We start from the raw sequence: 20198 nt of genomic DNA, 5'->3' as shown, positions 1-20198 counted from the left end.
GCTTTTACATCCTGAGTGATTGGCTTGAAGCGGTTCGTTTGACTATCGGGAATCGCTTGATGATGAAGTAACCGAGTGCATCGTTCGGGTCTTCGGTGCCGTCTTTGTTCGGCTCACCCTTGTCGTTATAGGTCTGCTGCTCAAGCACGCCTGTCGTGACCGGGCAAAGCTCCGTGTTGACCAAATAGCGCCGGTCGCCCTCGCCATTCAGGAACATGGCGTTGACGGCCAGCACTCGATCTCTTACGCCGGGGTTGCCGGGGTTAACGACCAACTTAAACCCTGCCGACTTGAGCAGGCTGTGGTCTGTCTCGCTGCCGTTGACGCTCTTGCGGTTCTTGCCGCTGGCATCCGGATAGATTGATATGTGATGCCCTGCGTACTGATCCTGTAGCTTTACGATCATCGCTGGAGTGTCGAATACGTGAGTGATTTCACCCAACAGCATCGGCCTGCCGTCGCGGATAACGTGCACCGTCGCAGCCATCCGATTGATGTTGAAGTCCATGCCGACATGCAGCGCCTCGCCAGGCTTGATCGTCTCGCTGGTGTGGTTTTTAACCCGGCAGAAGTTCGGGTAAACCGAACCACTGACCAAGTTTACAAACAGGCCGTCAATGTAGGCATCGACCAGATTGGCCGGGTATGACTCCTTAAGCGACTGGATATAGTCTTTCGGGAGGTTCTTAGCGTTCTGCCGAGTACTGGCATGGACAATGCCGTAAAGACCGCGCTGCGATGGGCTGGCAGCAAGCTCTTTGACGAATTTGCGATAAACCCAGTTGTAACCTTCTGGTGTGGTTGTTACATCAACCGTGTTCTGCTCGCGTCCCGGCCAAACCGTGGACATACGCGCAATGATCTTTTTCCACGCACTATCAGCCTTCTTGATCGGCATGCAGTCGATTTCGTCGACCAGCGCATGGGCAATGTTGAAGCCGACAATGCGGTGCGGGTGCTCCATGCTCTTGCACACAATGGTGCTCAGGCATCGCCCCTTGTTGTCTCGTAGATAAACCCGCTTCTTGCTGGCAACGATGTCAGCGAACAGCCCGAACGCCGCAGCAACCTCCGGCATCGTCTCGAAGAAAATATCGGCGATCTGGGGATAGGTCGGCGCAAAGTAGCCTTGCGGTATGCCAGGATGCTCAAGCGCGTTGATGCACATCCGAACACAGCCAACAAACGTCTTGCCGCTTCGGTATCCACCAACGAATGCTGAGAACTTCTTAGGGTGGCTGATGAAGTCGAACTGTGGCTTATTGAGCTTCAGGGTCGCTTGCATCTTCCACCCCGATAATGACTTGCTTAGGCTCAGGCAAGCCCTTGTTCGGGTCTTCCAGTTCGCGGCGTAGCTTCTCGTTGGCCAGTCGCTTGTTCTCGATCTCGATGCGCTTCATCTCGACATCCAGGTCAGCGTGACCTTTCGGAATGAACAGGCCCAAATGGCGACCCATTTCAACGAGCGCGCCTTTCTTGTCATGAAACTTGACTTTGAGCCCTTCGCGACCCTCTGACACTTCGGATATGGCGGCCGCGGTATCATCATCAATTTGATCAGAACCGAGTAAAGCAAGGCCATGGAAAGGCATCAGCTCGCCTTCCTCACCCTCAGAAACTCGAAGCTCTGTTTCGCCCCACTTGACCGCCTTGCGAATGTCGCTAAAGCCTATCTTGGCCAGCTCTCTAAGCACTCGGTCTTGGGTGATCTCGGTTCTTTGCTCGCGGTCTTTCATTCTCTTTGCGATTGCGTGCTGAATCTCAACATTTCTCAACATGCGCTCGCCTTGAGAGGCTGCTGTCTTTGCGCTGTATTTCGCCCGTATTGCCGCCTGTGTTGCATTCAGATCAATCAGGTACTCGTCAACGAACCGGCGCTGCTTGGGAGTTAGCGCCATATTAGTTCCTTGAGACTTTGGTGCCTCGCTCGGGCTTGACTTGTAATGGTGGCGTGTTGCCGGTATTAGTGAAGATCAATCAACGCAAGGAAAGCAACATGTCAGACATCAGTAAAAATGTGATCGAGGCTTCATTTAGCACTAACCCCAAAGAAGTCCACCGCAAATACGCCGTTGCTGCCGCCCTAGAGGTGATTGCTGCTAGAGCGCCTGCAATGACCTCTACCGGCCAGCTTGAGCATGAAATGAGCAAGCTATCCAAATATGCCGATCAGATTCAGGCGGCACTTAAAGCTGAATGATCCATCGTGCCGCACTCACCTGCGGCACACTCACTCAAACCACCCAAGCGCCTCTACGCCACACTGCCGGCATCTGACCTCACCGCTCACATTCCCAGACTTGCGCATGATGAAGAAGTCTTCGCTACCACAATTGCAGGTATAGCTGTCATCGCCCACTGCCGGGCCGAATGGATACTTGAATGCGCCCTGCTCGGTACTGCACTCGGGACACTCCAGCTGAGTTACGCCAACTGGAGCAACAGCAGCCCATTCGTGTTTGCAGTTCCGGCAAATCGCTTCACCAGAAGCATGCGGCTCTTTGCGGCCAAATTCCACTACGTTGCCGGTCATCGCTTCACGCCGATCATTTCAACGGTGCAGGCCCGGTCGTGCCACTTCTTGAACTGATGCTCGTCGATATCCCGTTGCATGATGTAAGTGATGACGCCTACGCCGAACTTGTAGATCGGCCACCACCAGGCATAGGTCAGCTTGGCTTCAATGGTTACCTTGGCCATCACTCCACCCCCTCAATGCGTCCTGCTTGGCCCGATAGCAATCAAGCGCTGCCTGTTGGTCGATAGCCAGATTGAGCAGATCGCCTACCGTGTCGCCGGCCATCACCGGGCTGGCGCATGGTGTTATGGCTATCTCAGGGATTTGGATCAGTTGCGGCCTTGGGCAGCAGGCCGAGAGCAGCATCAGGCAAGCGCTGATCAAACAGAACCGGATCATTGGCAATTACCTTTGCTGCTTCGGTGCGTTGCTTTGTGTGCTTCTGGGCTTTGGCGTCTAGGTCAGCAACCAGCTCGCGGGTTATTCGCAGGGTGTTGTTCAGCGACTCAGCGCGGGCGGTTTGGGTGTTCAGTTGGCCTTGCAGTTCAATCACATCAGCTTGGGCCAAGGCCAGCCGGTAATGCTGGATGGCGAATGCGGCGCAGGCGGCCAGCAGCAGCCAAGCCCATATAGGGATCAGCTTGAGAATGGCTGTCACGACAGCACCACCCCAAGGCAGAACATTAGATCCATCAGAACCAGAAACAGGCAGGCCGAAGCGGTCAGCACCCAGTCAAAGTAGTTTCCGGCGCGATGCCGCTTCACTGTCACGCTGGCGAACCAAAGCGATAAGCCGGTCAGCACTGCGATGACGAAGTAAGCGAGGATCATGGGACGTTCTTGAAGAAAATGTGATGGCCGATCTGCGTGGTCTTGGTCGCACCCTTGGCCCATGCAGGCTCTTTCACTGATCGCGGGGCGTAATAGTGGGTAGCGCCCAGCGTTGGGTCTGTTTCGTGACCATCCAGCACAGCAACGACAGCCTCACGGGCCAACATGTATTCGCGTGGCGGTATGGTTTTACGGCCGCGCAGGTAGGGGGCGCTCGGGTCGCCGTCATTCCAGCAACTGAACTGCCACTTTTTCAGGCACACGCCTTCAAGTGTATTGCCCCACCAGCCGCCCTTGTCGGCGCGGTTCTTGATTACCCAGGCAACGGCGACCATTCCAGCCGTGCCCTCACTGCGCGCTTCGCCCCATACAGTCCGGGTTACAACGTCAATCTCGGCAGGCGTGCTCATTTCCACACCGCGCCTTTAATCTCGCTGATCATGTCGATCAGGCTCATGCTTTTGCGCAGCTCTGCATAAACGAATAGGGCCCGGACCAGCACCCATGCCGGAAGCCCGCAAACGAATATCACCGCCGCCAAAGCAACCAGGCCAATGTCATCATTCGCCCAATGCTGCAGGTCAAACCAGCGGATCACGAAGGCGCCAATGCCGAGGCTGGAAACCACAGTTGAGATCATTGCGGCTACAAACTCGCGGACGGTCTTTGGCAGGGTCATTGCCATTACGACAATCGTCACCAGCACGGCTGAGAACGCACTAAGAAGCCCCAGCTTGTAAAGCGCGATGCCGCCGAACGCGGTAGAGGCTGGCTCAGTCATAGGTCTTGATCTCATTGGCGTTACCTTGGCTCATCGCCGAGCCCGCGCATCGTTTAGATCCGGCACCGCAATACTTCGCCATCCGCTCGGAGCAAAGAGGCGAGCAAGCGGGCCGGAATTCAGGAATAAAAAAGCCCGATCAGTGGCGGGCAAGGGGTTGCATGGGTATGCAAATCAGATCGCCGCGCCTAAATGGGTAAGGCACTGGCTATAAAGTCGGTTTTGCGTTTTTCCATCCAGATCATAGGGCAGCTTTTTAACTGCCAGCGCACACACAGCCATCTTTGTCCGAGCCTTGTTCGACTCATCGATGCTGTAGGTGCGGTCGTAATCAGAATGAGGGGCGCAGCCGAGTAGCAGGAGCGCCAGAACACATGACTTGATCATGCTGGGCTCTCCCGTTACAGGAATTCATGCGCGGCTTTCGCCAAAAATGGAGCGGATATGGAGATTCGAACTCCAGCAGCTCGGCTTGGAAGGCCGGCGACTCACCTTGAGCGTACCCGCTTAAATCTGGAGCAATAAAAAAGCCCCACCAGTTATGGCAGGGCTTTTGAGCGGACAAACCGCAAGTTAGGAAAAATTATGATCACTCGATCATTCGCTGTAAAGCTATTTTTGGCAGAAATATCGACAACCGGACAAATACGACCACAACCGGACTCTAGGCGGCTGCCTTTAATATCAAGTTACTGCCCTGCAGAACGCGGGTTACGTCCGCAAACGCATCATCAACTTGACTCTCCAGCCAACGGTTAACCGCCACCCGCCACCGCCGAAGAGTACTCTCTGGAGTGCCGTCTGCATCCCAAGAAGACAGCTCGTAGAACGAATCTGGCAGCCCACTTGAACGCTTGGCGCCCTTCTGGCCGCGCATCTGCGGGATTGCCCAGGCGGTTACCGCCTTCATGCGGAAAAGATGGTGTGCCGGGGTCACTACTCGCGGTACAAGGTAATGCACGGCCTGCGCCCGCTCTATATCGTTAATCGAATACTTGGCCACTAGAACCGCCCACAGCACCGGGCTCAATTCCTTGTGCAGCCGACTGCGCGTCATACTGTCTTGCGTCAGGCGCTCAGAATCACTCAGCGGGCAAGGGTTAGATGCGGGCGGCTCTTCCGCGAAACCCGGTTCGTACTGGCGCTGCCACGCTGCCTTCTTCGTGCCGTCGATGGTTTCGATTGCCATGATTCGGGCTATGGCGTGTGCTGCATCTCGGTAAACGGACATTATTGCTCTCCCCTGCAAACCCTAATTATTCAGCCTGCTATGCACGGACAATGCTCGGCACTGCATTCCGGGCACCGCTTAAAACCGCTTTCACCAATCGACTGCTGCTTGTCGACCTCGATCACTTCATGCGCTTGAGCCTCGGTATCCACGTAGAAGCTCGGTGATGTTTCGCCGGGGCGCGTAATGTGGAACCGCATGCGACCGGCGCCCGTATCTTGGATTTGGTAACTCATGCCGGATCATCCTCCCCATCAATCAGCGCTATCGGATAAGGCAAAACCTCTTGAATGATGAAGGTAAGGACGCCAACCATTTGCGCTTCGGTCATGCCGTCTTCAATGCCCTTCTTGACCACCTCGATTACGGCGGATTCGAAAAGGCCCTCGTTTTTCTCGTTGACCTCGCGCACGGTCGGAGGCTGGCGAAGCTGGGTTACGTTATCGACCATCACGATTCTCCTGCTGGTGTCGTTCGCAAGCGGTCTTTGCGTCTTGTAGGCTCTGGCCGGCATAGATAATCGGCGCGGTCTTTGGCGCCCGGGCGACATAAACAACTGCCGTTTCGCTGACTCTTGAGCGACTGATCATGTAGCCCTCGGGCGACTCGATCCGGTATTTGCTTTTCTGATCCCAGATCATGTGGTTCACGGGCTCAGGAAGGTTCATTGCCCACTCTCATGGCTTCTCGCTTATCGCGCTGAATGATCTGAGTACAGCGCTGATCCTTATGGGCGCACTCGTCTGGCATTCCGCTCGAGAAGGTCATGCAACAATCAGCGCAAATCCATGCGCACTGCCCACGCGCAGCATCTTGCGTCCACGCTCGCGTTGAACTGCTCATCCCCTCGAGGAATTCGGGAAGTTCTTTTTCTGGAAGGATGGTTGTAGTCAGAATCATGCTGCAGCCCTCTTGAGTTCGCGCACCAATGCCCGGTACTTGGCCGTGATCGCTTTCAGGTCGTCGATGGTGTACTTGCGGTTGGCTTGATCGGCCTCCAACGCCTCCACTGCCTCGCGCCCTATGCGCTTGATCAGGCCAATGCGGTAATCCACTGCGTTGCCGGATAAGTAGCGGTTGTCCTGCTTGCTTTGGGCGTGGCAATTGCGCTCATCAAACCGAAGATGCGGCGCAGAGCCGACGCTGCGATAGTGCCCGGCATCTACTGCGTTCCCTGCCCAGTCGAGTGGACGCGCACTTGATATGCAGTTGTGACCGGCGACCCGATCGCGCCAGCGGATGAACTCGTTGAATGCCTTCTGGGCCTCGCGCATGTAATCGCCGCGGCTTTTCAGCTTCTCCTTCCGAACCTTGATTTCCGCACGTTCAACCTGAGCCAATGCCTTGCGGGCCTTAACCTGGTTAACGTCTTTGGTTGCCAGTGCACACTTTGGGCTGCATACCGATTGCCCGAGGCGTTGCGGGACGAACTTGGCGGCGCATGCTTTGTTCTTGCAGGTCTTTGGCTTTGGCTGCTTGGCTGGGAGACTCATTAGTGCCTCCCCAGCATTCGCCGTTGCTTGCGCGCTCGCTTTTTCTCACCCTTGCTGCGCCCGCCGCCGTGGAACGGATCTGATGAAGCAAATGTCTCGCCTTCTGGTGAGCAAACAGGATGAACAGGCAGCGATTGAAGCGACTCACCGAGGCGCTGCATTACCCCTATCTCACTAGCGGATTTCTCTCTCAGCACATGAAGCACGGCAGCTAACTCTGCGGCGCCAGAGCCTATAATCAGAATTCGAGAAGACCTCACGCCATCACCCCCTTCGCCATTTCAACGCCAGCCATAAGCGCCCACCAGCACAGGCCGGCAACGATCATCATCAGGATCATGGAATCGACGTAGCTCATGCCTTTCTGCTTGGATTTCATGCTGCCACCTCCCCTAACAGGTCATCGAAAACCACGCCATTTGCGGTGAATTCATCAACGATTCGATTGGTGTATGCGATGCCCTGGGCGCGGTTGAACAGCCGGGTTACCGGGAAGCCATCAGGGCCGAACAATGGATTTCCGCCCATAAGGTCCAGCTTCTCCTCGTAGGCCAGGTGCTTCATGGTCCGATCCCACGCAGCACGGAAATCCACGTCTTCGTTCATCAGGATCTGTACGCCCATATGCAACTTGCAGTACTTGCGAGCCTCGTCCACGTCGCCGATCTGGGTCATCTGCGATATGCGCTGATAAAGCGCAAACCAGAGGGCGTTTTGATCGAGCGTGCGGTCTTTGCCCGGGCGGAAAGTAACCACTACATACTTGTGCGCCTTGTAAAAATTGTTTAGCTGCTTCATGGCTTCGGATAGCTTTTGCGCGCTATTGACGCTGATCTTGTCAACCATGGGCCACCTCCCGCACTGCCTCGCCAACACGCTTGCGCATATCAGAGACAAGCTGTTCATCTGCCTGGCTGACATGCACCACAAGGCCCGAAACAAACTCGCCTTCGTTGCACAGCGATTCAGCCTCAGCAAATGACGACGCTTTAACGGTGCGGCCGTACTGCCGGAAGTCACGCACATAGGTGATCTCGTAATCATCCACGGCGCACCTCCGCGATCTGCTGGCAGTCGACGCAGAGCTGGCAGCCCTTCACCGCCTCACGGCGTGCGCGAGGGATCAAGCAGTCACAATCGGTGCAACGGGTAGCGCTGACGCCTGCAAACACCACTCGGCTTGCGATCTTGTTGCTTAGCATTACTTCGGCGTAGTCATTCGCCTGATCGATTACGTCAGCCATTAGGCGGCCTCCACAGGTAGTAGCCATGAACGGCTTGGGCTTGGCGCTTGGAATGTGCCGCCGTCTTCGCGAGTGAACCGGCGCAGTTCTTTGCCGAGACGGACAAAGATCAGTTTTTCAGTGATCTTCGAGACCTTTCCGGTTACCTGGCCGTTTTGGCCCTGATCGACGATTACTCGAGATCCACGCTCTAGCGATTGCAGGAAGTCTTGGGTTGGGCGATTCATGCGGCCACCATCGAGCGACCCGAGCGACGCAATAACGCAGACAGTGCCCACTCTGCTTTCGATTGCTGGCGGCATTCGCCAATACGCACTTGATTTAATCTCGCGTGATGCTGAGCCTTAGCCTGCTCTTGTTCATTACGGTCTTGCTGCCTAAAAAGAACTTCTTCAAGAATGTCGCCCATCAATGAGGCGCTGGGTGCTGGCCGCTTAATTCCCGCCCGAATGAACCGTGATTGATATGGCTGCCCAAGCCCCTCACGGACAACACTTCCTAGTTCGTGAGTAGTGAAAAGCACCGCGCCACATTGGTGTAGGGCTGTTAAATACCCACCAATCACTTCTAGTCCGCATGTCCGCATATCTCCCCACGCAAATATGACCGGACAACCTGCAGCGTCTTGCAAATCGCGAGCCTTATCAATTTCCAGCTGCGAAGGCTTCGGTCCTTTCACTTCAAGATAAATCCCTGCACCAGGCAGGTAGAAATCAGGCAGATACCAGCCATGACGGGTCTTAACCAGTTGTGGCTCATAAATCCACTGGATGCCTAGCGCATCCATGACTTCAGCCCAGCGGGTTTCGGAGTGCGACCGCATCATGTAACCCTGATGCTTGAAGATCGTTTGCTTATGCATTGCTAGCCTCCTTGCCTGACTGATCGGCATTGATAGCTGCTCGTTCAGCTTTGGCGCGGGCAACACGTAACTTCTTGCGCTCACGAGCCGCCTGCATGCTCTCCTGCTTCCTACGTGCCTCGGTTGTTTCGGTAATGGCCTTGCGAACTGCCTGCCACTTTTCTCGCAGATGCTCGCTTGGTGGCGCCACAGGGCTGCCAGTCAGCAATCCAGCAATGGCCAAGCCGTCATTTGTGATTGGCTCATGGGTTAGCTGCAGGCCGTATTCGTTGGCCGCTTCCTGTGAGATTCGCCCCATGCGCACCCCCTCCTGAACAGCCACAAGGCGTCGCTGAGGATCGAAGCCCATCGACAGGGACCACTTAACCGGCTTTGCTTCGCGGCGGGCGGTGTCGACAAATCGGGCGTAGGCAGAGATAAACGCCATACGCGCACCAACCTTGTCTTTGGCTGACAGGATTGGTCGTGCGGCACCCAGCGCGAGCTGAATTTCCTCGGTGGTAACAACGCTGTCCGACTCATCGGATGAAGCCAGCGCAATACCCCATGCCTCGTTAGGGTCAGGGCGGCCATCGGCGGCCTGGATACGCTGCAGGATCGCCGCCAAGGTCAGCTTGCCGGTCAGCTCGCGGCGGCACGCCTTAAGCGCACCAGCAATCTCAGCAACGGTGTAATGTGTCAAATCTTCGGCAATCATTTCGGCAGCGCTTGCGCTGATGGTTTGCCCTAGCGTTTCAGCCGTTGCGCACACAGCGCCGACAAGTTGAGATAGCTCTTCAGAGGAAAGCATTCTTCACCCCCTTCTCAATGATGCGGCTGGATGCTTCCTGCGCAGCGTTGATATTGGCTTGAGTGCTTTCCATCTGGCGGGCTGTGGTCCCGTTGATCTGGCGACCAGTCACCCACTGGGTATGCAGTGACTCAGCCTTGGCCAGCAAACCGTTCAGGCTATGGCAGTCACTGATCAGTCGGGCGTCGTTCACCCCCAAGTAGAACGCGGCAACCTGCGGAGCCACTTCAGCGCCAAGGCGGTCGATTAGCTGGGAAACCTGGCCGCCAACCTTAGCATTCCAGACCGGCCACGCCGAGTAACGCTTCCGGTAAGCAAATGCGTAGTTGGCCCAGGTGCGAAAGGTTTTACAGGATTGATCTTTTGGCCCAGGCATATCGGCAGGAATTTCAACTCGAGGCTTGTCACGCTTACCGCCTTCGATCACAACCAGCCCGGTAGCGCTTGCCGCAGCCGGTAATTCTTTCAGGTTTAATTCCGGGTTTAATTCCTGGTTAAAAGATTCCTGTTTTATAGGTCTGTGTGACCCTACCCCCTCAGTTCCCCGTGAACCCACGGTGGGTTCAGTCTGAACTAGGGTAGGTTCATCCTGAACGGGGTCAGGTCTGTGTGACCCCACCCCAACCTCAAGACAAAGCCGGTACTGGTTTGGCAATTTAACGCTGTTGGCCGAGCGGTTTTCGGTGACAAGAAAGCCGGAATCTTCAAGTACCTGAATGGCACGCTTAACGCTTGATACGCTCATCCCGCAATCTTCGGCAATGCGCTTATGTGATGGGTCACAACGACCTGTGTCGTGGTTAGTGCGGTTGGCCAGCATCAGCAGGACGAACTTCTCTCGCATGGGCAGCTTTAGGTCTACCGCCCAAGCCATTGCTTGAAAGCTCATGCCGACACCTTTTTGGCTAGCTCGTACTCAGCGACACGTACTTTCTTGCCCTGTGCGTTGGTGACGGCAATCTGCCGAGAGCTGATCTGCATACCTTCCGCGCGCAGATCGTTGATGCGGGCAGCTAAGCGAAAGCATGAGAACTGCTTTAGGGCTTCGCCTGCTGTGATGGTCTTACCGGCCTCAAGCCAGCTACGAATTGATGCTGACTGGGTAGAGCAGGTATTGATGTTTTGGTTTGTGCTGTCCATAATCACCTCACTTACTGCTGTAACGAATTAGCCACCCTGCCCGGTGGCTTTTTTGTTTCTGGAATCAGTGAACCGCTTTGATCTGAGCGGCCTTGTCGGCCATCGCTACGCAGTAAGCGGCAAGCGCCCGGCAGTGGCTTTCCATCGCGCCGGCGTTCGATGCGTCCAAGTGGTCGAACACGCCATCTGCAAACACTTCCCCGCCTATCCCGGCCAAGTGCCCGAAGTTGGTAGAAATGCCAGCGAAGACCTGCATGGCATCACCTGAGTGAGCTGACACAGGGCGAACAGCCAGAAGGCCGTAACGGGCTGACAATTCGATCAGGCAGCGCTCACGCCATTCAGGCAGCAGCGCAGTTACCCATGGCTCTTCAAGCCACGACGGGATATCAACGTCGTTGCTAAGCCAGCGCTGAACACGTTTGAGCCATGTGTCGCTCACCTTCATGAACGTGTCAGCGTCTGCGGTGTTCATGGATTCAAAGTTGGGAACCGAGTGCTCACCATCGGCATCGCAAATGCTCGCGTGGAATGACTGGCTAATCGCAGTAGCAAAACCGCGAGCGCTCAGGTTGGTGCGGGCGATCATGTCGTTTGCATGGGCGCGCAAAACGGCGTCTCGGGTTTGGGTGTGGGTTTGTCTTGGGCTGGACATTTTGTTCTGGCCTCCAGGCCTCTAACCTGCAATCACTGAATAAGCCGAGAGGGAATTCCCCATGCGCCCGACTACTGTTGAAACACTCCAAGGCGAACTGCTTGCCTTGCGTTGCCATATCGCGGCTTTGATTGAGCTGATGCCGCTTTCTGCTCAACTCCACTTACCTGCCAGACTTGAGCGAAATATCGAGTTGCTACGGCCTTGCCAGAGAACGGATGCGCAGGATGGTTTCGACCGCGCAGTAAGTTCGCTGGCGGTTAAGCGGCTGAGCGTTCAGGTTCGCGCCACGGAAAATCAGGGCGCAATTCGTGGCGCGTGATCTCGCCATCAGTGGCGGACTCAATCTGGATGGCCCGCTCTGCGGTAATACCGCGATTGCCGGAAGCAAGTCGGGAGAGGTAGGAAAGTTCTATATTCAGAATGCTCGCGAGGCGCTTCTTGCCACCCCGAGGAAGCTTCTTGTAGTAAGAGGAGAAGTCCATCGCAATTTACCTTCTGGTTCATTTACCAGCAAGATTACCAGCGATGTTTACCAAGTCAAGGGAATTTACCGGCCTGCGATTTCAATATCTAATCGAGCGATGGATATTCGTAAAATTCGACAAATGCGCCTGCGTCAGCTGATTGATGATCAGTTCGGCGGGGTCGACGCTGTGTTCGCCGGAAAAATAGGCAGGGCACCGTCTTATATCGCCCGCATGTTCACCAAAAAAGCTGAGCATCACCGAAACATCAGTGAGCAAATGGCTCGAGAAATCGAGAGGATCTGCGGGCTTGAGCCTGCATGGCTTGACCGAGCACCTGAAGGTGGCGAGCTTGAATTGATCTCTGACCCTTCTGAAGCGGTGATGGGCGGAAAAGTCGAGGTTTGGGGTGATGAGACTCCCCTTCCTGAAGATACTGTTGCTATCCCATTTCTTAAGGAAGTTGAATTGTCTGCAGGGAGCGGAAGGTTGGCAGTTGAGCTGAACGAGCAAAGACGGCTGCGGTTTGGCAAATACAGTCTGCGTAATCAGGGTATAGACCCGGCGAACGCGCGATGCGTATCAATCACCGGCAACAGCATGGAGCCGGTATTGCGCAATAACTCCACCGTAGGAGTTGATCTTGGCAATACACGCATAATTGACGGTGACATGTACGCGGTCAATCACGGCGGGCAGCTCAGAGTTAAGCAGGTGTATCGACTCCCCGGCGGCGGGCTAAGGCTGCGCAGCTTCAATCGAGACGAGCACCCGGACGAGGAATACAGCCAATCCCAGGTACAAGAGCATGACATCGTGGTTCTTGGCCGGGTCTTTTGGTCTGGATCATTCCATTAGCAATAAATTGACAGGGATTATGTTATGCGTTTATTGACACTGTTTTTTGTGCTCCTCTTGGCGGGCTGTGCAACACGCGGAACTGAGATAACTCAGGATGTTCTGCAGTCCATTCACGTTGGCCAGACAACCAAATCCGACCTTACCGCTAAACTGGGCAATCCCGTAGGTCAAACCTATACGCAAGAAGGTCTTTTAACTGCAAATTGGATGTACATCCATGTTGGCCCGTTTGGCTCGGGCATGAAGCAGCAGACTCTTTCGGTGCTCTTTGATGACAACGAGGTCGTCAAGAAATACAGCATTATCGGACCATAAAACCAAAAACAAGGAAGGCTCTATGCAGCACCAAAATACCGCGGGTGAGAAATGATCAGGAATTTAGCGTTAATTGCCTGCGTCCTCCTGATGACCGGCTGCGCGGCCACAGTCAAGAAAGGCCAAGAGGCCAGCGTTGCCCTCCCCGATGACGCTAGGTCGAACCTGGTGGTTAACTTTCAAGGGACCGATCGAGTGCTTGCCCATCCTGACTGGGGAAGGCTTAAAACAGAATGGCGCGGCGCCATGCAAAGCGAAGCGTCTACCGCTGGCTACCGAGTTACCGAGCAGGCAGGAACGCCACGCGCTGAGGGTAAGCCGGGCGTACTGATTGTGATCGACGTAAGCAATTTCAGATACCTGACTGCGGGTACGAGGTATGCCGTTGGCATAATGAGCGGTAACGCCTGGATAGAATCGAAGGTCAATTACTCCAGCCTTTTGACTGGCGCCAATTACGGTTCACGGACGTACAACACCAGCTCGACTGCATGGGAAGGCGTCTTCTCAGCCATGACCGAAGAGCAGATACAGGCCATATCAAAAGAGATTGTTGCCGAAGTCCGCGCGGCTCCAAGGGCTCCTGAGCAGCAGCCAGCCGCTCTGTCGAAGGCCGGGAGCGCTGCGCTTTCCAAGGATCAACGCATTAAGCTACTCCAGCAAGAGAAGCTGAGCTACGAGGATTACCAGCGCCGGTATAAGGAGATTGTGGGTGAGTGAGCGAGGCGCCAGCCTTAACTGGAGCGACCATGGGCCTGAATAAACCTGAGCAAGAATTAAAGCGCGACCTTCAAGGTATCGCCTCCGACCTCAAGTGGTCAGCCGTCGAGCTGATGCGCATCGCTGAACGATTGAGCCAAGCTGGGAATGAGGCAGACGCGCAGGCTGTGCTAAAGATGTGCGCAGTGTTCAATGCGGCCGAGGATAAACTTGCTGTGCTCGTTCAGGATGTAAATGAGGAGCGGATAGTGCGGGCGAAGGCTTCGGGTTAGAGGTAGTCCTGCTTGCAAGGTTGCGATTGAAGTTGTCGTGCCGGCCAATGATAAAAACCGGACCGCCTAAAATATGCCAACTTGCGATTTTGCGCAATTTGGCATAATAAGCTCGACCTTATGGAGTTGACATTGATACCACTATGGAGTCATCAGGGGATCATCCCGCCTATCGACGAAAGTGATCCGACTTCGCCAACTCGATCACCATATTCGACGGATGTCAGGCAGGTCGTTGATAGGTATTCAACTACAATAGAAAGATGTGATGTCCTTGAAGGGTTTCTAGCTCATCGAGCTGAAGTCCATCGAATGGGAATTACCTCTGGCTTCCAATGGCTCGACGGTAGCTTCATGGAGGACGTTGAAATGTTGCTAGGGCGCCCGCCCAACGACATGGACGTAGTTATGTTTGCTGACATCCCTTTGGCAATCGAGCAGTCGTTGCAGCCATTAGACGTCAAAATACTCACTAACAACCATTGGATAAAGGCTAATTACAAGGTTGATTTTTACTTAGTCGAGCTGTCAGTGAATCCAGAAACCCTAATTGAGCTATCCACATACTGGTACAGTATGTGGTCGCACAGGCGAACTTTGCAGTGGAAAGGGTTTCTAAGCGTTAGGCTAGACCCGGGGTTTGATCAAGAAGCATCAACCCTTTTGGGGATTCGTAGGCAGGAGCTCCAGAATGAACAGAACTGAATTCACTCACGCTCAGGCAGAAGTCGGGTTTCTGGATCGTATTTCGCAGAAAACCGGCTTAAGCACTCTCACGCGACTATCCCTCCAGTCTAGAAAAGATCAGATTAATGCAAGCCTGAGAGACCCTGGGCGTGGAGCCTTTTCCCCTGCGAAAGCTATCGTCACATACCGTGGCGGACCTGTTCGTGGAGTGCATGGGATCGTCGCTGAGTTCGGTGCGGTTGCTACTGCCAGGTTCTCTGATGCAGTTGCAGCTATTGCCGCATCAATGAACGGAGTCCTTAACGATTTCGGGCCCATTCCAAATAAACCCCAAAATCAAATCCTGATAACCGGAACGGCATTAGGTTCATTTGGATTTGAATTTGAAGAAGCCCCTAGCCCTGAGGCGCAACTTTCTCTAGAGGGCACTACGGCTGTTTCGCAAGCATTCGAACTTGTTGCTGAGCTCCTTGAGGCCTCCACCAAAAGCGACGAAGAGCTTTCGGAGCCCGCGTCAAGGCTTGGGACTCGCGCAATAACCATGGTGTCAGACTATTTGGACAAACTCATAGCCTATGATGCGTTCTGCTCAGTCTCCACTAAAAACCATACTTTCTCATTCTCAAGCGTGGATCAGGTCCGCATCAGTCGATCACGTCTTGGGATAGAAAATATCGCCGAGATGACTGTTAGTTTCACTGGGGAGTTTCTAGGCGCTTTTCCTGCTGAGCGCAGGTTCGAGTTCAGAACCCAGGACGGGATCGTTATCCACGGAAGGATTGCAGCAGATGTAGAAGATCCCGCAGTCATCAATGCCCATCTCAATCAGGCATTTACAATTGAAGTGAGCGCTAGGACGGTTGGTAGCGGCAGGCCACGCTATACAATATCCTCCTTGCCTTGGTAGGCGCGAATGCAGCCCTATGCCTGCACTAGTCTTATGACTCAGCAACTAGCCCGCCACCCAGCGGGCTTTTTATTGCCCGCGATTTGCCGCCAGGTAACCGCCCTGCCCTAGCCTGAAATTCCGAATCGCCGCGCCCGCCTCTGAGCGGGCTTTTTTGTGGCTGTGATTCCTTGCCGCGCCATCCCGCCCGCTTGCAACTGGTCAATGTGAACCGGTTCGCCCCTCGAAAAATATTTAATCCCTTTAAGGATCAATGATTTACCTGAATTAACCTCGCTTTATGGTAAATATTTACCATTTACAGGTTGACGACCATTAACCATGTGGTAAATTTACCTCAACGCCGGTCAACGCCGGCAGCAACACAAACAAGCCGGACTCCACACGGAATCGCCGGAACGCACGGGAAGAGCGATAGATCCCACCAGCCTCCTAACCGGAGACCGACTGGTAGCCATAAGCAGCCAAAGAGCTGTGTGATCTTTGAAATGTTGGACGCCCTGCAAGAAGCCAGTAGCTGCGCAGAGTGAGCAAGACCCAATGATTACTTGAGCGCCTTCCATGAGGGCGCTCTGTTGATCAAACGGGAGAAGCGAAATGAGCGATTCATACCAAGCAATTTTTGATGCCGTGCGCAGCAAGATGGGCAATTTAGATGTTGGTGACGCTGTTGAGCGATCGTTCCGCGACATGAACATTGCTCACTATTTTGAAATGGCCAGCGGCGAAGCTCGCATGGCTATTTGTTCGATTCAGGAAGAGATGACAGCACCAAGCACGGTTTATCGGCCATCTATCAGCGTCGACGGCAATCAGTGGTGCGCGCTTTACGGTGACGATCTTCAAAGCGGCGTTGCGGGTTTTGGCGATACGCCAGAGTTGGCAATGGCTGACTTCAATAAGAACTGGCGCGAGCCTTTGCGTAACTCGCCAAGCGGTTTAGCTAAAGCTGTTTAACGCACACCGAGGCTGTTATTGGTGATTGATCTGCGGCGTGGAAAGCAGACACGCAGCGCAACGTAACTCCGAGCGCACCTGAACAACCGGAGGCATGGTTTCCGCGCTTACAAATAGGCGGACTAAGAGTAATCGGCGGAACCACGGGGCCATGACCGTCCGCAGAGAGTAAGGCTTTGACGGCCTAAGAGGATAGCCGGATTTGCGACCGGCCAGATCAATCAACCAATACCAGCCAAAACAGAGGGCAGATAGATGGCTAACTTGCACGTTGTACCATCACCGCTAACCAATCGAATTTATTGCGGCGGCGTCGCTAAGAATGGTCAGACATGGCTGAGCAACAAAACAGACGTAACTGGCGAAACCTGTGCGGCCGTAGCAATGCACGTTATTCAAAATGGCGCGCCGGTAGTTGTCACAGCTAATGGCGTTCCAGTCTACCGCATAACAGTTGAGAAACTGGACGCCTAACCAAGTCCCGCAACGACACGGGAGCCACCGCGCAAGGCATGACGCCGCGCGCGGCAATGAGTGGGCTAGCCCGCCACGGCGTAAGGGCTTTGAGGATGTATTGAGAATGGGTGTATCGCGCAGTGGTGATGCGCAAGTGTAAGACCTGATGGGTCGCGGGAATCGTGGTGTTAGCAAAGTGAGTAAGCGCCCAGATGACCACGGCGAGCCCAATAATAATCGGCTGAAACCTTCGCCCCGGCGAAACTCCGGTGTCACTAAGGCCGCTAATAGTCAAGCCGGTTTCACCTCCGGCCATCCATTCTCAATGCACCCTATTCATGGGCCAAGGATGGCTCCCCTAATCAATTCCAGAGCGAGCGCCCGCCATTTTAACGGCGCGATACCAGAGGGCTTGGCTATGTGAACTCCTGCCAGCGCTGGCATGACTATGGCGCACTGTTAAATAGAAAGCCCCGCCCACCCATCGCGGGGCTTTCGCCATCTAAATCAATCAAGCGCATAAGCGAGCGCTCCCCATCTGAATCTTGCGGAAGGTCTGCAGGTGGGCGGGTGTTCGACTTATGCGCTGGAGAACGACATGAGCGAATACACGGAATCGATCAAAAAGGCAGCCGATGCGCTTGATCTCGCCGAACAAGCATTTGCGCTTGCCACTAACCGCCTTGCGACTGTTCGCTGTCACAACGGCCAGTCGGGCTACTCGGTCACGGTCAATGGCGTAACCGTCGCGGTTTCGCAGTGTGATAGCAGGACCTATCAAGGCACGCTAATTCGTGGCCGCGAAATGATCCACCTTGGCGCGCTGAAAGCGCTAGGAGCTGAGGTTCAAACAGCTGCTGATCGTGTTCGGGATTGCCGGGCATATCTCGCATCAATCGTTGTCGCCTGACTACTTCCGAGGTGAATCATGAACCACGCAATCAGCACTGTAAGCAGCTCTGAGGCTGAGTATTACCGCGCCATTGACGCCGATGAATCAGCCCGCCGCGCACACGACCAAATGCAAGACCGGCTGCGCGACAACCTCACCTGGCGGCAGCTAGAAGAAGTCATGGGCAACGCCTCACCATCGCAGCGCAAAGCGTTCTGGACTGAGGTGCTTAGCTTGATCGACGTTGAACCCCGGTTCATGTGCAAGAAAAACGTATCACTGCTGGCTGAGCCGCTACAGGACGCGCTGGCGATTGATCTGGATGCCAAGGCAACGGAGGCGCTTAAGCAATGACTACGCCTCTTGTGCCCAGCACTACCGACGACTTACTCATTGACCTTGAGCTGATGCTGAGCCAGCGCAATCACCACCGGGCTTTGAAGATCGCAAACCCAAAGGTCAGCGAGTTATTAGCACGGCGCGCCTTGATCGACAGGGCCATTCATGCCGCATTGCAGGAGCAGCCCACATGACAATCACAATCGACGTACTCAAGGCCGTTCAGATGCTTATCTCTACGGCCTTTTTCTTGGGCGGGATTTGGTGTTTCGCGGTTGCTGTGGTGGGCGGGTTATGAGCGATCGAATTACAGCATCAGAAGCCAAAAGCCTGGCGCAGGCAAAAGACCCTGCTTTTGCAGTTGAAACCATTCTGGCAGGAGTTAAGAAGGCTGCTGAGGAAGGCAAGTACGAATACACCACCCGAGATTATGGGTTTAGCACCAGCACCTATTGCAATGAGCGCGATTACCCGCCGCTTTGTATTGCCATCCTGAAAGAGCTGAGGTCGCTCGGCTATACCTGCGAGGTGCGTGCAGAGGAGCGCCAGTTCGTTGACCTTTGGCTTGTCGTGAAGTGGGGTGGCAAATGAGCACTCACCAGCGCACCCGCCGCCTATCAATCTGGATTGACGCCCTATTCGGCCCTTTCGTCTTTATCGCGGCAATAGCTGTGCCGCAGATCATTAACAGTTATCTGGTTGGGAATTGAATATGAACGCACAAACAAAAGTGGCGCTGGAAGATATCAGCGAAGAAAACGCACCGGCCATTTATGTGGCTGGCGGGCTTAGCCAGTTCTTTGATGCGGTTAAGGCTGAGGTCACCACTGAGGTGCCAGACGTTAGCACTCGCAAGGGTCGTGAGCGCATCGCCTCTCTGGCTGCAAAGGTCAGCAAGTCCAAGACCGCAGTTGAAAAGCCAGGCCGTGACTATCTTCGCAAACTCAAAGAAATGCCGAAGGTGGTTGAGGCTGAACTTCGCGAGTTCGTGACCGCTATGGATGCCCTGCGCGACGAAACACGCCAGCCCTTGACCGAATGGCAGGCCGCAGAAGATGCGCGGATTGACAGCCACCAGGCAGTTATCGACGAACTTAACGAGCGCGGCGCCGAGGCAGGCACTTATACCGCTGACTATGTGCGCGGCTCCATCGCCACAGTTGAAGCGATGATCATCGATGAAAACCTCGAAGAGTTTGAGGCCGAAGCGCATCGCGCCAAAGAAAAGGCTTTAACCGCTTTGCGCGCAGCCCTGGCTGCCCGTGAGAAGCAGGAAGCCGAACAGGCAGAGCTTGAAGAGCTGCGCCGCAAGCAGGCCGAGCAGGAACAAAAAGACCGCGAGGCACGCATTGCGCAGGAGGCCGCCGACCAAGCGCGCCGTGATGCCGAAGCAGCCTCACAGGCCGAACGTGACGCCGCCGCCAATCGTGAGCGTGATCTACAGCTACAGGCTGAGCGCGCAGAGCGTGAACGTCTTGAGGGCGAGCAGCGCGCAGCACAGGCAGCGCAAGAAGCCCAGGCGCGCCTTGAGCAGGCCCAGCGTGACGCTGACGCCCGAGCAGAACAAGCAGCAGAACGAGAGCGCCAGCGCCAAGCCGCAGAGCAACAGCGCATCGCTGATGAGGCGGCAGCGCGTGAGGCTGATGTAGCTCACAAGAAAGCGGTCAATAACGAAGCATTGGCGGCGTTCATTGCCGGCGGAATGCCGGAGGATTGCGCCAAGCAAGCTGTAACGCTGATTGCAAAGCGCCTGATCCCGAATATCTCTATTACCTATTGA

Annotated in this window: 41 protein-coding genes and 1 tRNA gene; 15 read left to right on the top strand and 27 right to left on the bottom strand. The window is 54.8% G+C overall.

The features are described from left to right. Window positions 1-4: 4 nt before the first annotated feature. Entirely contained in the window at window positions 5-1285 is a 1281-nt protein-coding gene (locus tag PMYSY11_RS07695; RefSeq protein ID WP_150548793.1) for a terminase large subunit domain-containing protein, read from the bottom strand. Beyond that, the gene (locus PMYSY11_RS07690) at window positions 1260-1898 is read right to left on the bottom strand and encodes a terminase small subunit (protein ID WP_150548792.1); all 639 of its coding nucleotides are present in this window, start codon (window positions 1896-1898) and stop codon (window positions 1260-1262) included. The genes PMYSY11_RS07695 and PMYSY11_RS07690 overlap by 26 nt, the downstream gene beginning before the upstream one ends. Before the next feature lie 98 nt (window positions 1899-1996). Here PMYSY11_RS07690 and PMYSY11_RS07685 point away from each other — a divergent pair, with 98 nt between their 5' ends. Continuing rightward, window positions 1997-2200 (top strand): hypothetical protein, encoded by a 204-nt coding sequence (locus PMYSY11_RS07685; RefSeq protein WP_150548791.1) that lies wholly within the window; start codon window positions 1997-1999, stop codon window positions 2198-2200. A gap of 30 nt (window positions 2201-2230) precedes the next feature. On the opposite strand, the gene PMYSY11_RS07680 is transcribed toward PMYSY11_RS07685, so the two are convergent. The 24 genes from PMYSY11_RS07680 to PMYSY11_RS07575 form a co-directional block, all read right to left on the bottom strand. Next, window positions 2231-2533: a hypothetical protein gene (locus PMYSY11_RS07680; protein WP_150548790.1), complete on the bottom strand. Its 303-nt coding sequence runs from the start codon at window positions 2531-2533 to the stop codon at window positions 2231-2233. Next, the gene (locus PMYSY11_RS07675; protein WP_172970676.1) at window positions 2530-2700 is read right to left on the bottom strand and encodes a hypothetical protein; all 171 of its coding nucleotides are present in this window, start codon (window positions 2698-2700) and stop codon (window positions 2530-2532) included. Before PMYSY11_RS07675 ends, PMYSY11_RS07680 begins: the two co-directional genes overlap by 4 nt. Beyond that, window positions 2681-2884 carry an Rz1-like lysis system protein LysC gene (gene lysC / locus PMYSY11_RS22105; protein WP_420830073.1) on the bottom strand — a complete coding sequence of 68 codons (204 nt, stop codon included), beginning with the start codon at window positions 2882-2884 and terminating at the stop codon, window positions 2681-2683. The genes PMYSY11_RS07675 and lysC overlap by 20 nt, the downstream gene beginning before the upstream one ends. Beyond that, on the bottom strand, window positions 2835-3176 hold the full coding sequence (locus tag PMYSY11_RS07670) for a hypothetical protein (protein WP_150548789.1): 342 nt from the start codon (window positions 3174-3176) through the stop codon (window positions 2835-2837). The genes lysC and PMYSY11_RS07670 overlap by 50 nt, the downstream gene beginning before the upstream one ends. Beyond that, window positions 3173-3349, bottom strand: coding sequence for a hypothetical protein (locus PMYSY11_RS07665; protein WP_172970675.1), 177 nt, complete (start codon window positions 3347-3349; stop codon window positions 3173-3175). Before PMYSY11_RS07665 ends, PMYSY11_RS07670 begins: the two co-directional genes overlap by 4 nt. Next, window positions 3346-3759, bottom strand: a complete 414-nt coding sequence (locus tag PMYSY11_RS07660; protein ID WP_239655549.1) for a cell wall hydrolase — start codon at window positions 3757-3759, stop codon at window positions 3346-3348. The genes PMYSY11_RS07665 and PMYSY11_RS07660 overlap by 4 nt, the downstream gene beginning before the upstream one ends. Further along, on the bottom strand, window positions 3756-4130 hold the full coding sequence (locus PMYSY11_RS07655; protein WP_150548788.1) for a hypothetical protein: 375 nt from the start codon (window positions 4128-4130) through the stop codon (window positions 3756-3758). The genes PMYSY11_RS07660 and PMYSY11_RS07655 overlap by 4 nt, the downstream gene beginning before the upstream one ends. 174 nt (window positions 4131-4304) lie before the next feature. Continuing rightward, window positions 4305-4517, bottom strand: coding sequence for a hypothetical protein (locus tag PMYSY11_RS07650; protein WP_150548787.1), 213 nt, complete (start codon window positions 4515-4517; stop codon window positions 4305-4307). Window positions 4518-4564: 47 nt separating this feature from the next. Then, window positions 4565-4637, bottom strand: a tRNA-Gly gene (locus PMYSY11_RS07645). A gap of 157 nt (window positions 4638-4794) precedes the next feature. Then, window positions 4795-5361 (bottom strand): hypothetical protein, encoded by a 567-nt coding sequence (locus PMYSY11_RS07640; protein WP_150548786.1) that lies wholly within the window; start codon window positions 5359-5361, stop codon window positions 4795-4797. Window positions 5362-5390: 29 nt separating this feature from the next. Next, entirely contained in the window at window positions 5391-5597 is a 207-nt protein-coding gene (locus PMYSY11_RS07635) for a hypothetical protein (RefSeq protein ID WP_150548785.1), read from the bottom strand. Next, on the bottom strand, window positions 5594-5812 hold the full coding sequence (locus PMYSY11_RS07630; protein WP_150548784.1) for a hypothetical protein: 219 nt from the start codon (window positions 5810-5812) through the stop codon (window positions 5594-5596). Before PMYSY11_RS07630 ends, PMYSY11_RS07635 begins: the two co-directional genes overlap by 4 nt. After that, window positions 5802-6029, bottom strand: coding sequence for a hypothetical protein (locus PMYSY11_RS07625; protein ID WP_150548783.1), 228 nt, complete (start codon window positions 6027-6029; stop codon window positions 5802-5804). Before PMYSY11_RS07625 ends, PMYSY11_RS07630 begins: the two co-directional genes overlap by 11 nt. Before the next feature lie 228 nt (window positions 6030-6257). Further along, window positions 6258-6854, bottom strand: a complete 597-nt coding sequence (locus tag PMYSY11_RS07620) for a recombination protein NinG (RefSeq protein ID WP_150548782.1) — start codon at window positions 6852-6854, stop codon at window positions 6258-6260. Between the two features lie 256 nt (window positions 6855-7110). Beyond that, window positions 7111-7233 carry a hypothetical protein gene (locus PMYSY11_RS21980; protein WP_275582052.1) on the bottom strand — a complete coding sequence of 41 codons (123 nt, stop codon included), beginning with the start codon at window positions 7231-7233 and terminating at the stop codon, window positions 7111-7113. Then, on the bottom strand, window positions 7230-7700 hold the full coding sequence (locus PMYSY11_RS07615; RefSeq protein ID WP_150548781.1) for a hypothetical protein: 471 nt from the start codon (window positions 7698-7700) through the stop codon (window positions 7230-7232). Before PMYSY11_RS07615 ends, PMYSY11_RS21980 begins: the two co-directional genes overlap by 4 nt. Beyond that, the gene (locus tag PMYSY11_RS07610; RefSeq protein WP_150548780.1) at window positions 7693-7902 is read right to left on the bottom strand and encodes a hypothetical protein; all 210 of its coding nucleotides are present in this window, start codon (window positions 7900-7902) and stop codon (window positions 7693-7695) included. The genes PMYSY11_RS07615 and PMYSY11_RS07610 overlap by 8 nt, the downstream gene beginning before the upstream one ends. Then, window positions 7895-8098: a TraR/DksA C4-type zinc finger protein gene (locus PMYSY11_RS07605; RefSeq protein WP_150548779.1), complete on the bottom strand. Its 204-nt coding sequence runs from the start codon at window positions 8096-8098 to the stop codon at window positions 7895-7897. The genes PMYSY11_RS07610 and PMYSY11_RS07605 overlap by 8 nt, the downstream gene beginning before the upstream one ends. Further along, window positions 8098-8325, bottom strand: coding sequence for a preprotein translocase subunit YajC (locus PMYSY11_RS07600; RefSeq protein ID WP_150548778.1), 228 nt, complete (start codon window positions 8323-8325; stop codon window positions 8098-8100). The genes PMYSY11_RS07605 and PMYSY11_RS07600 overlap by 1 nt, the downstream gene beginning before the upstream one ends. Next, entirely contained in the window at window positions 8322-8960 is a 639-nt protein-coding gene (locus tag PMYSY11_RS07595) for a PDDEXK family nuclease (protein ID WP_150548777.1), read from the bottom strand. The genes PMYSY11_RS07600 and PMYSY11_RS07595 overlap by 4 nt, the downstream gene beginning before the upstream one ends. Next, entirely contained in the window at window positions 8953-9750 is a 798-nt protein-coding gene (locus PMYSY11_RS07590; protein ID WP_150548776.1) for a hypothetical protein, read from the bottom strand. The genes PMYSY11_RS07595 and PMYSY11_RS07590 overlap by 8 nt, the downstream gene beginning before the upstream one ends. Next, window positions 9737-10639: a helix-turn-helix domain-containing protein gene (locus PMYSY11_RS07585; protein WP_239655548.1), complete on the bottom strand. Its 903-nt coding sequence runs from the start codon at window positions 10637-10639 to the stop codon at window positions 9737-9739. The genes PMYSY11_RS07590 and PMYSY11_RS07585 overlap by 14 nt, the downstream gene beginning before the upstream one ends. Then, a complete protein-coding gene (locus PMYSY11_RS07580; protein ID WP_150548775.1) occupies window positions 10636-10890 on the bottom strand; it encodes a helix-turn-helix domain-containing protein in 255 nt (84 codons plus the stop codon). Before PMYSY11_RS07580 ends, PMYSY11_RS07585 begins: the two co-directional genes overlap by 4 nt. A gap of 64 nt (window positions 10891-10954) precedes the next feature. Continuing rightward, window positions 10955-11545 (bottom strand): hypothetical protein, encoded by a 591-nt coding sequence (locus PMYSY11_RS07575; RefSeq protein ID WP_150548774.1) that lies wholly within the window; start codon window positions 11543-11545, stop codon window positions 10955-10957. Window positions 11546-11606: 61 nt separating this feature from the next. Here PMYSY11_RS07575 and PMYSY11_RS07570 point away from each other — a divergent pair, with 61 nt between their 5' ends. Beyond that, window positions 11607-11867 carry a hypothetical protein gene (locus PMYSY11_RS07570; RefSeq protein ID WP_172970618.1) on the top strand — a complete coding sequence of 87 codons (261 nt, stop codon included), beginning with the start codon at window positions 11607-11609 and terminating at the stop codon, window positions 11865-11867. Here PMYSY11_RS07570 and PMYSY11_RS22100 read toward each other — a convergent pair. Further along, window positions 11806-12030, bottom strand: coding sequence for a transcriptional regulator (locus PMYSY11_RS22100; protein WP_150548773.1), 225 nt, complete (start codon window positions 12028-12030; stop codon window positions 11806-11808). The two genes, PMYSY11_RS07570 and PMYSY11_RS22100, sit on opposite strands and share 62 nt — an antisense overlap. On the opposite strand from PMYSY11_RS22100, the gene PMYSY11_RS22095 reads away from it, so the two are divergent. The 13 genes from PMYSY11_RS22095 to PMYSY11_RS07510 all read left to right on the top strand — a co-directional run bounded on the left by PMYSY11_RS22095 (window position 11923) and on the right by PMYSY11_RS07510 (window position 20198). Further along, window positions 11923-12870, top strand: coding sequence for a S24 family peptidase (locus PMYSY11_RS22095; RefSeq protein ID WP_420830078.1), 948 nt, complete (start codon window positions 11923-11925; stop codon window positions 12868-12870). The genes PMYSY11_RS22100 and PMYSY11_RS22095 overlap by 108 nt on opposite strands. 24 nt (window positions 12871-12894) lie before the next feature. Further along, window positions 12895-13188: an outer membrane protein assembly factor BamE domain-containing protein gene (bamE, locus tag PMYSY11_RS07555; protein WP_150548772.1), complete on the top strand. Its 294-nt coding sequence runs from the start codon at window positions 12895-12897 to the stop codon at window positions 13186-13188. Window positions 13189-13239: 51 nt separating this feature from the next. Continuing rightward, window positions 13240-13908, top strand: coding sequence for a DUF4410 domain-containing protein (locus tag PMYSY11_RS07550; RefSeq protein ID WP_150548771.1), 669 nt, complete (start codon window positions 13240-13242; stop codon window positions 13906-13908). 29 nt (window positions 13909-13937) lie between these two features. Next, the gene (locus PMYSY11_RS07545; protein ID WP_150548770.1) at window positions 13938-14180 is read left to right on the top strand and encodes a hypothetical protein; all 243 of its coding nucleotides are present in this window, start codon (window positions 13938-13940) and stop codon (window positions 14178-14180) included. Window positions 14181-14300: 120 nt separating this feature from the next. Further along, window positions 14301-14885, top strand: a complete 585-nt coding sequence (locus PMYSY11_RS22090) for a DUF6932 family protein (protein ID WP_420830072.1) — start codon at window positions 14301-14303, stop codon at window positions 14883-14885. Next, window positions 14872-15774, top strand: a complete 903-nt coding sequence (locus tag PMYSY11_RS07540; RefSeq protein WP_150548768.1) for a hypothetical protein — start codon at window positions 14872-14874, stop codon at window positions 15772-15774. Before PMYSY11_RS22090 ends, PMYSY11_RS07540 begins: the two co-directional genes overlap by 14 nt. Before the next feature lie 597 nt (window positions 15775-16371). Next, the gene (locus PMYSY11_RS07535; RefSeq protein ID WP_150548767.1) at window positions 16372-16731 is read left to right on the top strand and encodes a hypothetical protein; all 360 of its coding nucleotides are present in this window, start codon (window positions 16372-16374) and stop codon (window positions 16729-16731) included. Between the two features lie 255 nt (window positions 16732-16986). Further along, window positions 16987-17205 (top strand): DUF7446 family protein, encoded by a 219-nt coding sequence (locus tag PMYSY11_RS22085; RefSeq protein ID WP_420830071.1) that lies wholly within the window; start codon window positions 16987-16989, stop codon window positions 17203-17205. Window positions 17206-17785: 580 nt separating this feature from the next. After that, window positions 17786-18097 (top strand): hypothetical protein, encoded by a 312-nt coding sequence (locus tag PMYSY11_RS07530; protein ID WP_150548766.1) that lies wholly within the window; start codon window positions 17786-17788, stop codon window positions 18095-18097. Window positions 18098-18115: 18 nt separating this feature from the next. Next, window positions 18116-18433 (top strand): hypothetical protein, encoded by a 318-nt coding sequence (locus PMYSY11_RS07525; RefSeq protein WP_150548765.1) that lies wholly within the window; start codon window positions 18116-18118, stop codon window positions 18431-18433. Next, entirely contained in the window at window positions 18430-18612 is a 183-nt protein-coding gene (locus tag PMYSY11_RS07520) for a hypothetical protein (protein ID WP_150548764.1), read from the top strand. The genes PMYSY11_RS07525 and PMYSY11_RS07520 overlap by 4 nt, the downstream gene beginning before the upstream one ends. 100 nt (window positions 18613-18712) lie before the next feature. Further along, window positions 18713-19009: a hypothetical protein gene (locus tag PMYSY11_RS07515; RefSeq protein WP_150548763.1), complete on the top strand. Its 297-nt coding sequence runs from the start codon at window positions 18713-18715 to the stop codon at window positions 19007-19009. A gap of 121 nt (window positions 19010-19130) precedes the next feature. Next, window positions 19131-20198 carry a coiled-coil domain-containing protein gene (locus PMYSY11_RS07510; RefSeq protein WP_150548762.1) on the top strand — a complete coding sequence of 356 codons (1068 nt, stop codon included), beginning with the start codon at window positions 19131-19133 and terminating at the stop codon, window positions 20196-20198.

The sequence above is a fragment of the Pseudomonas marincola genome (genome assembly GCF_900682675.2).
GTDB lineage: Bacteria > Pseudomonadota > Gammaproteobacteria > Pseudomonadales > Pseudomonadaceae > Aquipseudomonas > Aquipseudomonas marincola.
This window is presented reverse-complemented; position numbering and strand designations above follow the sequence as displayed.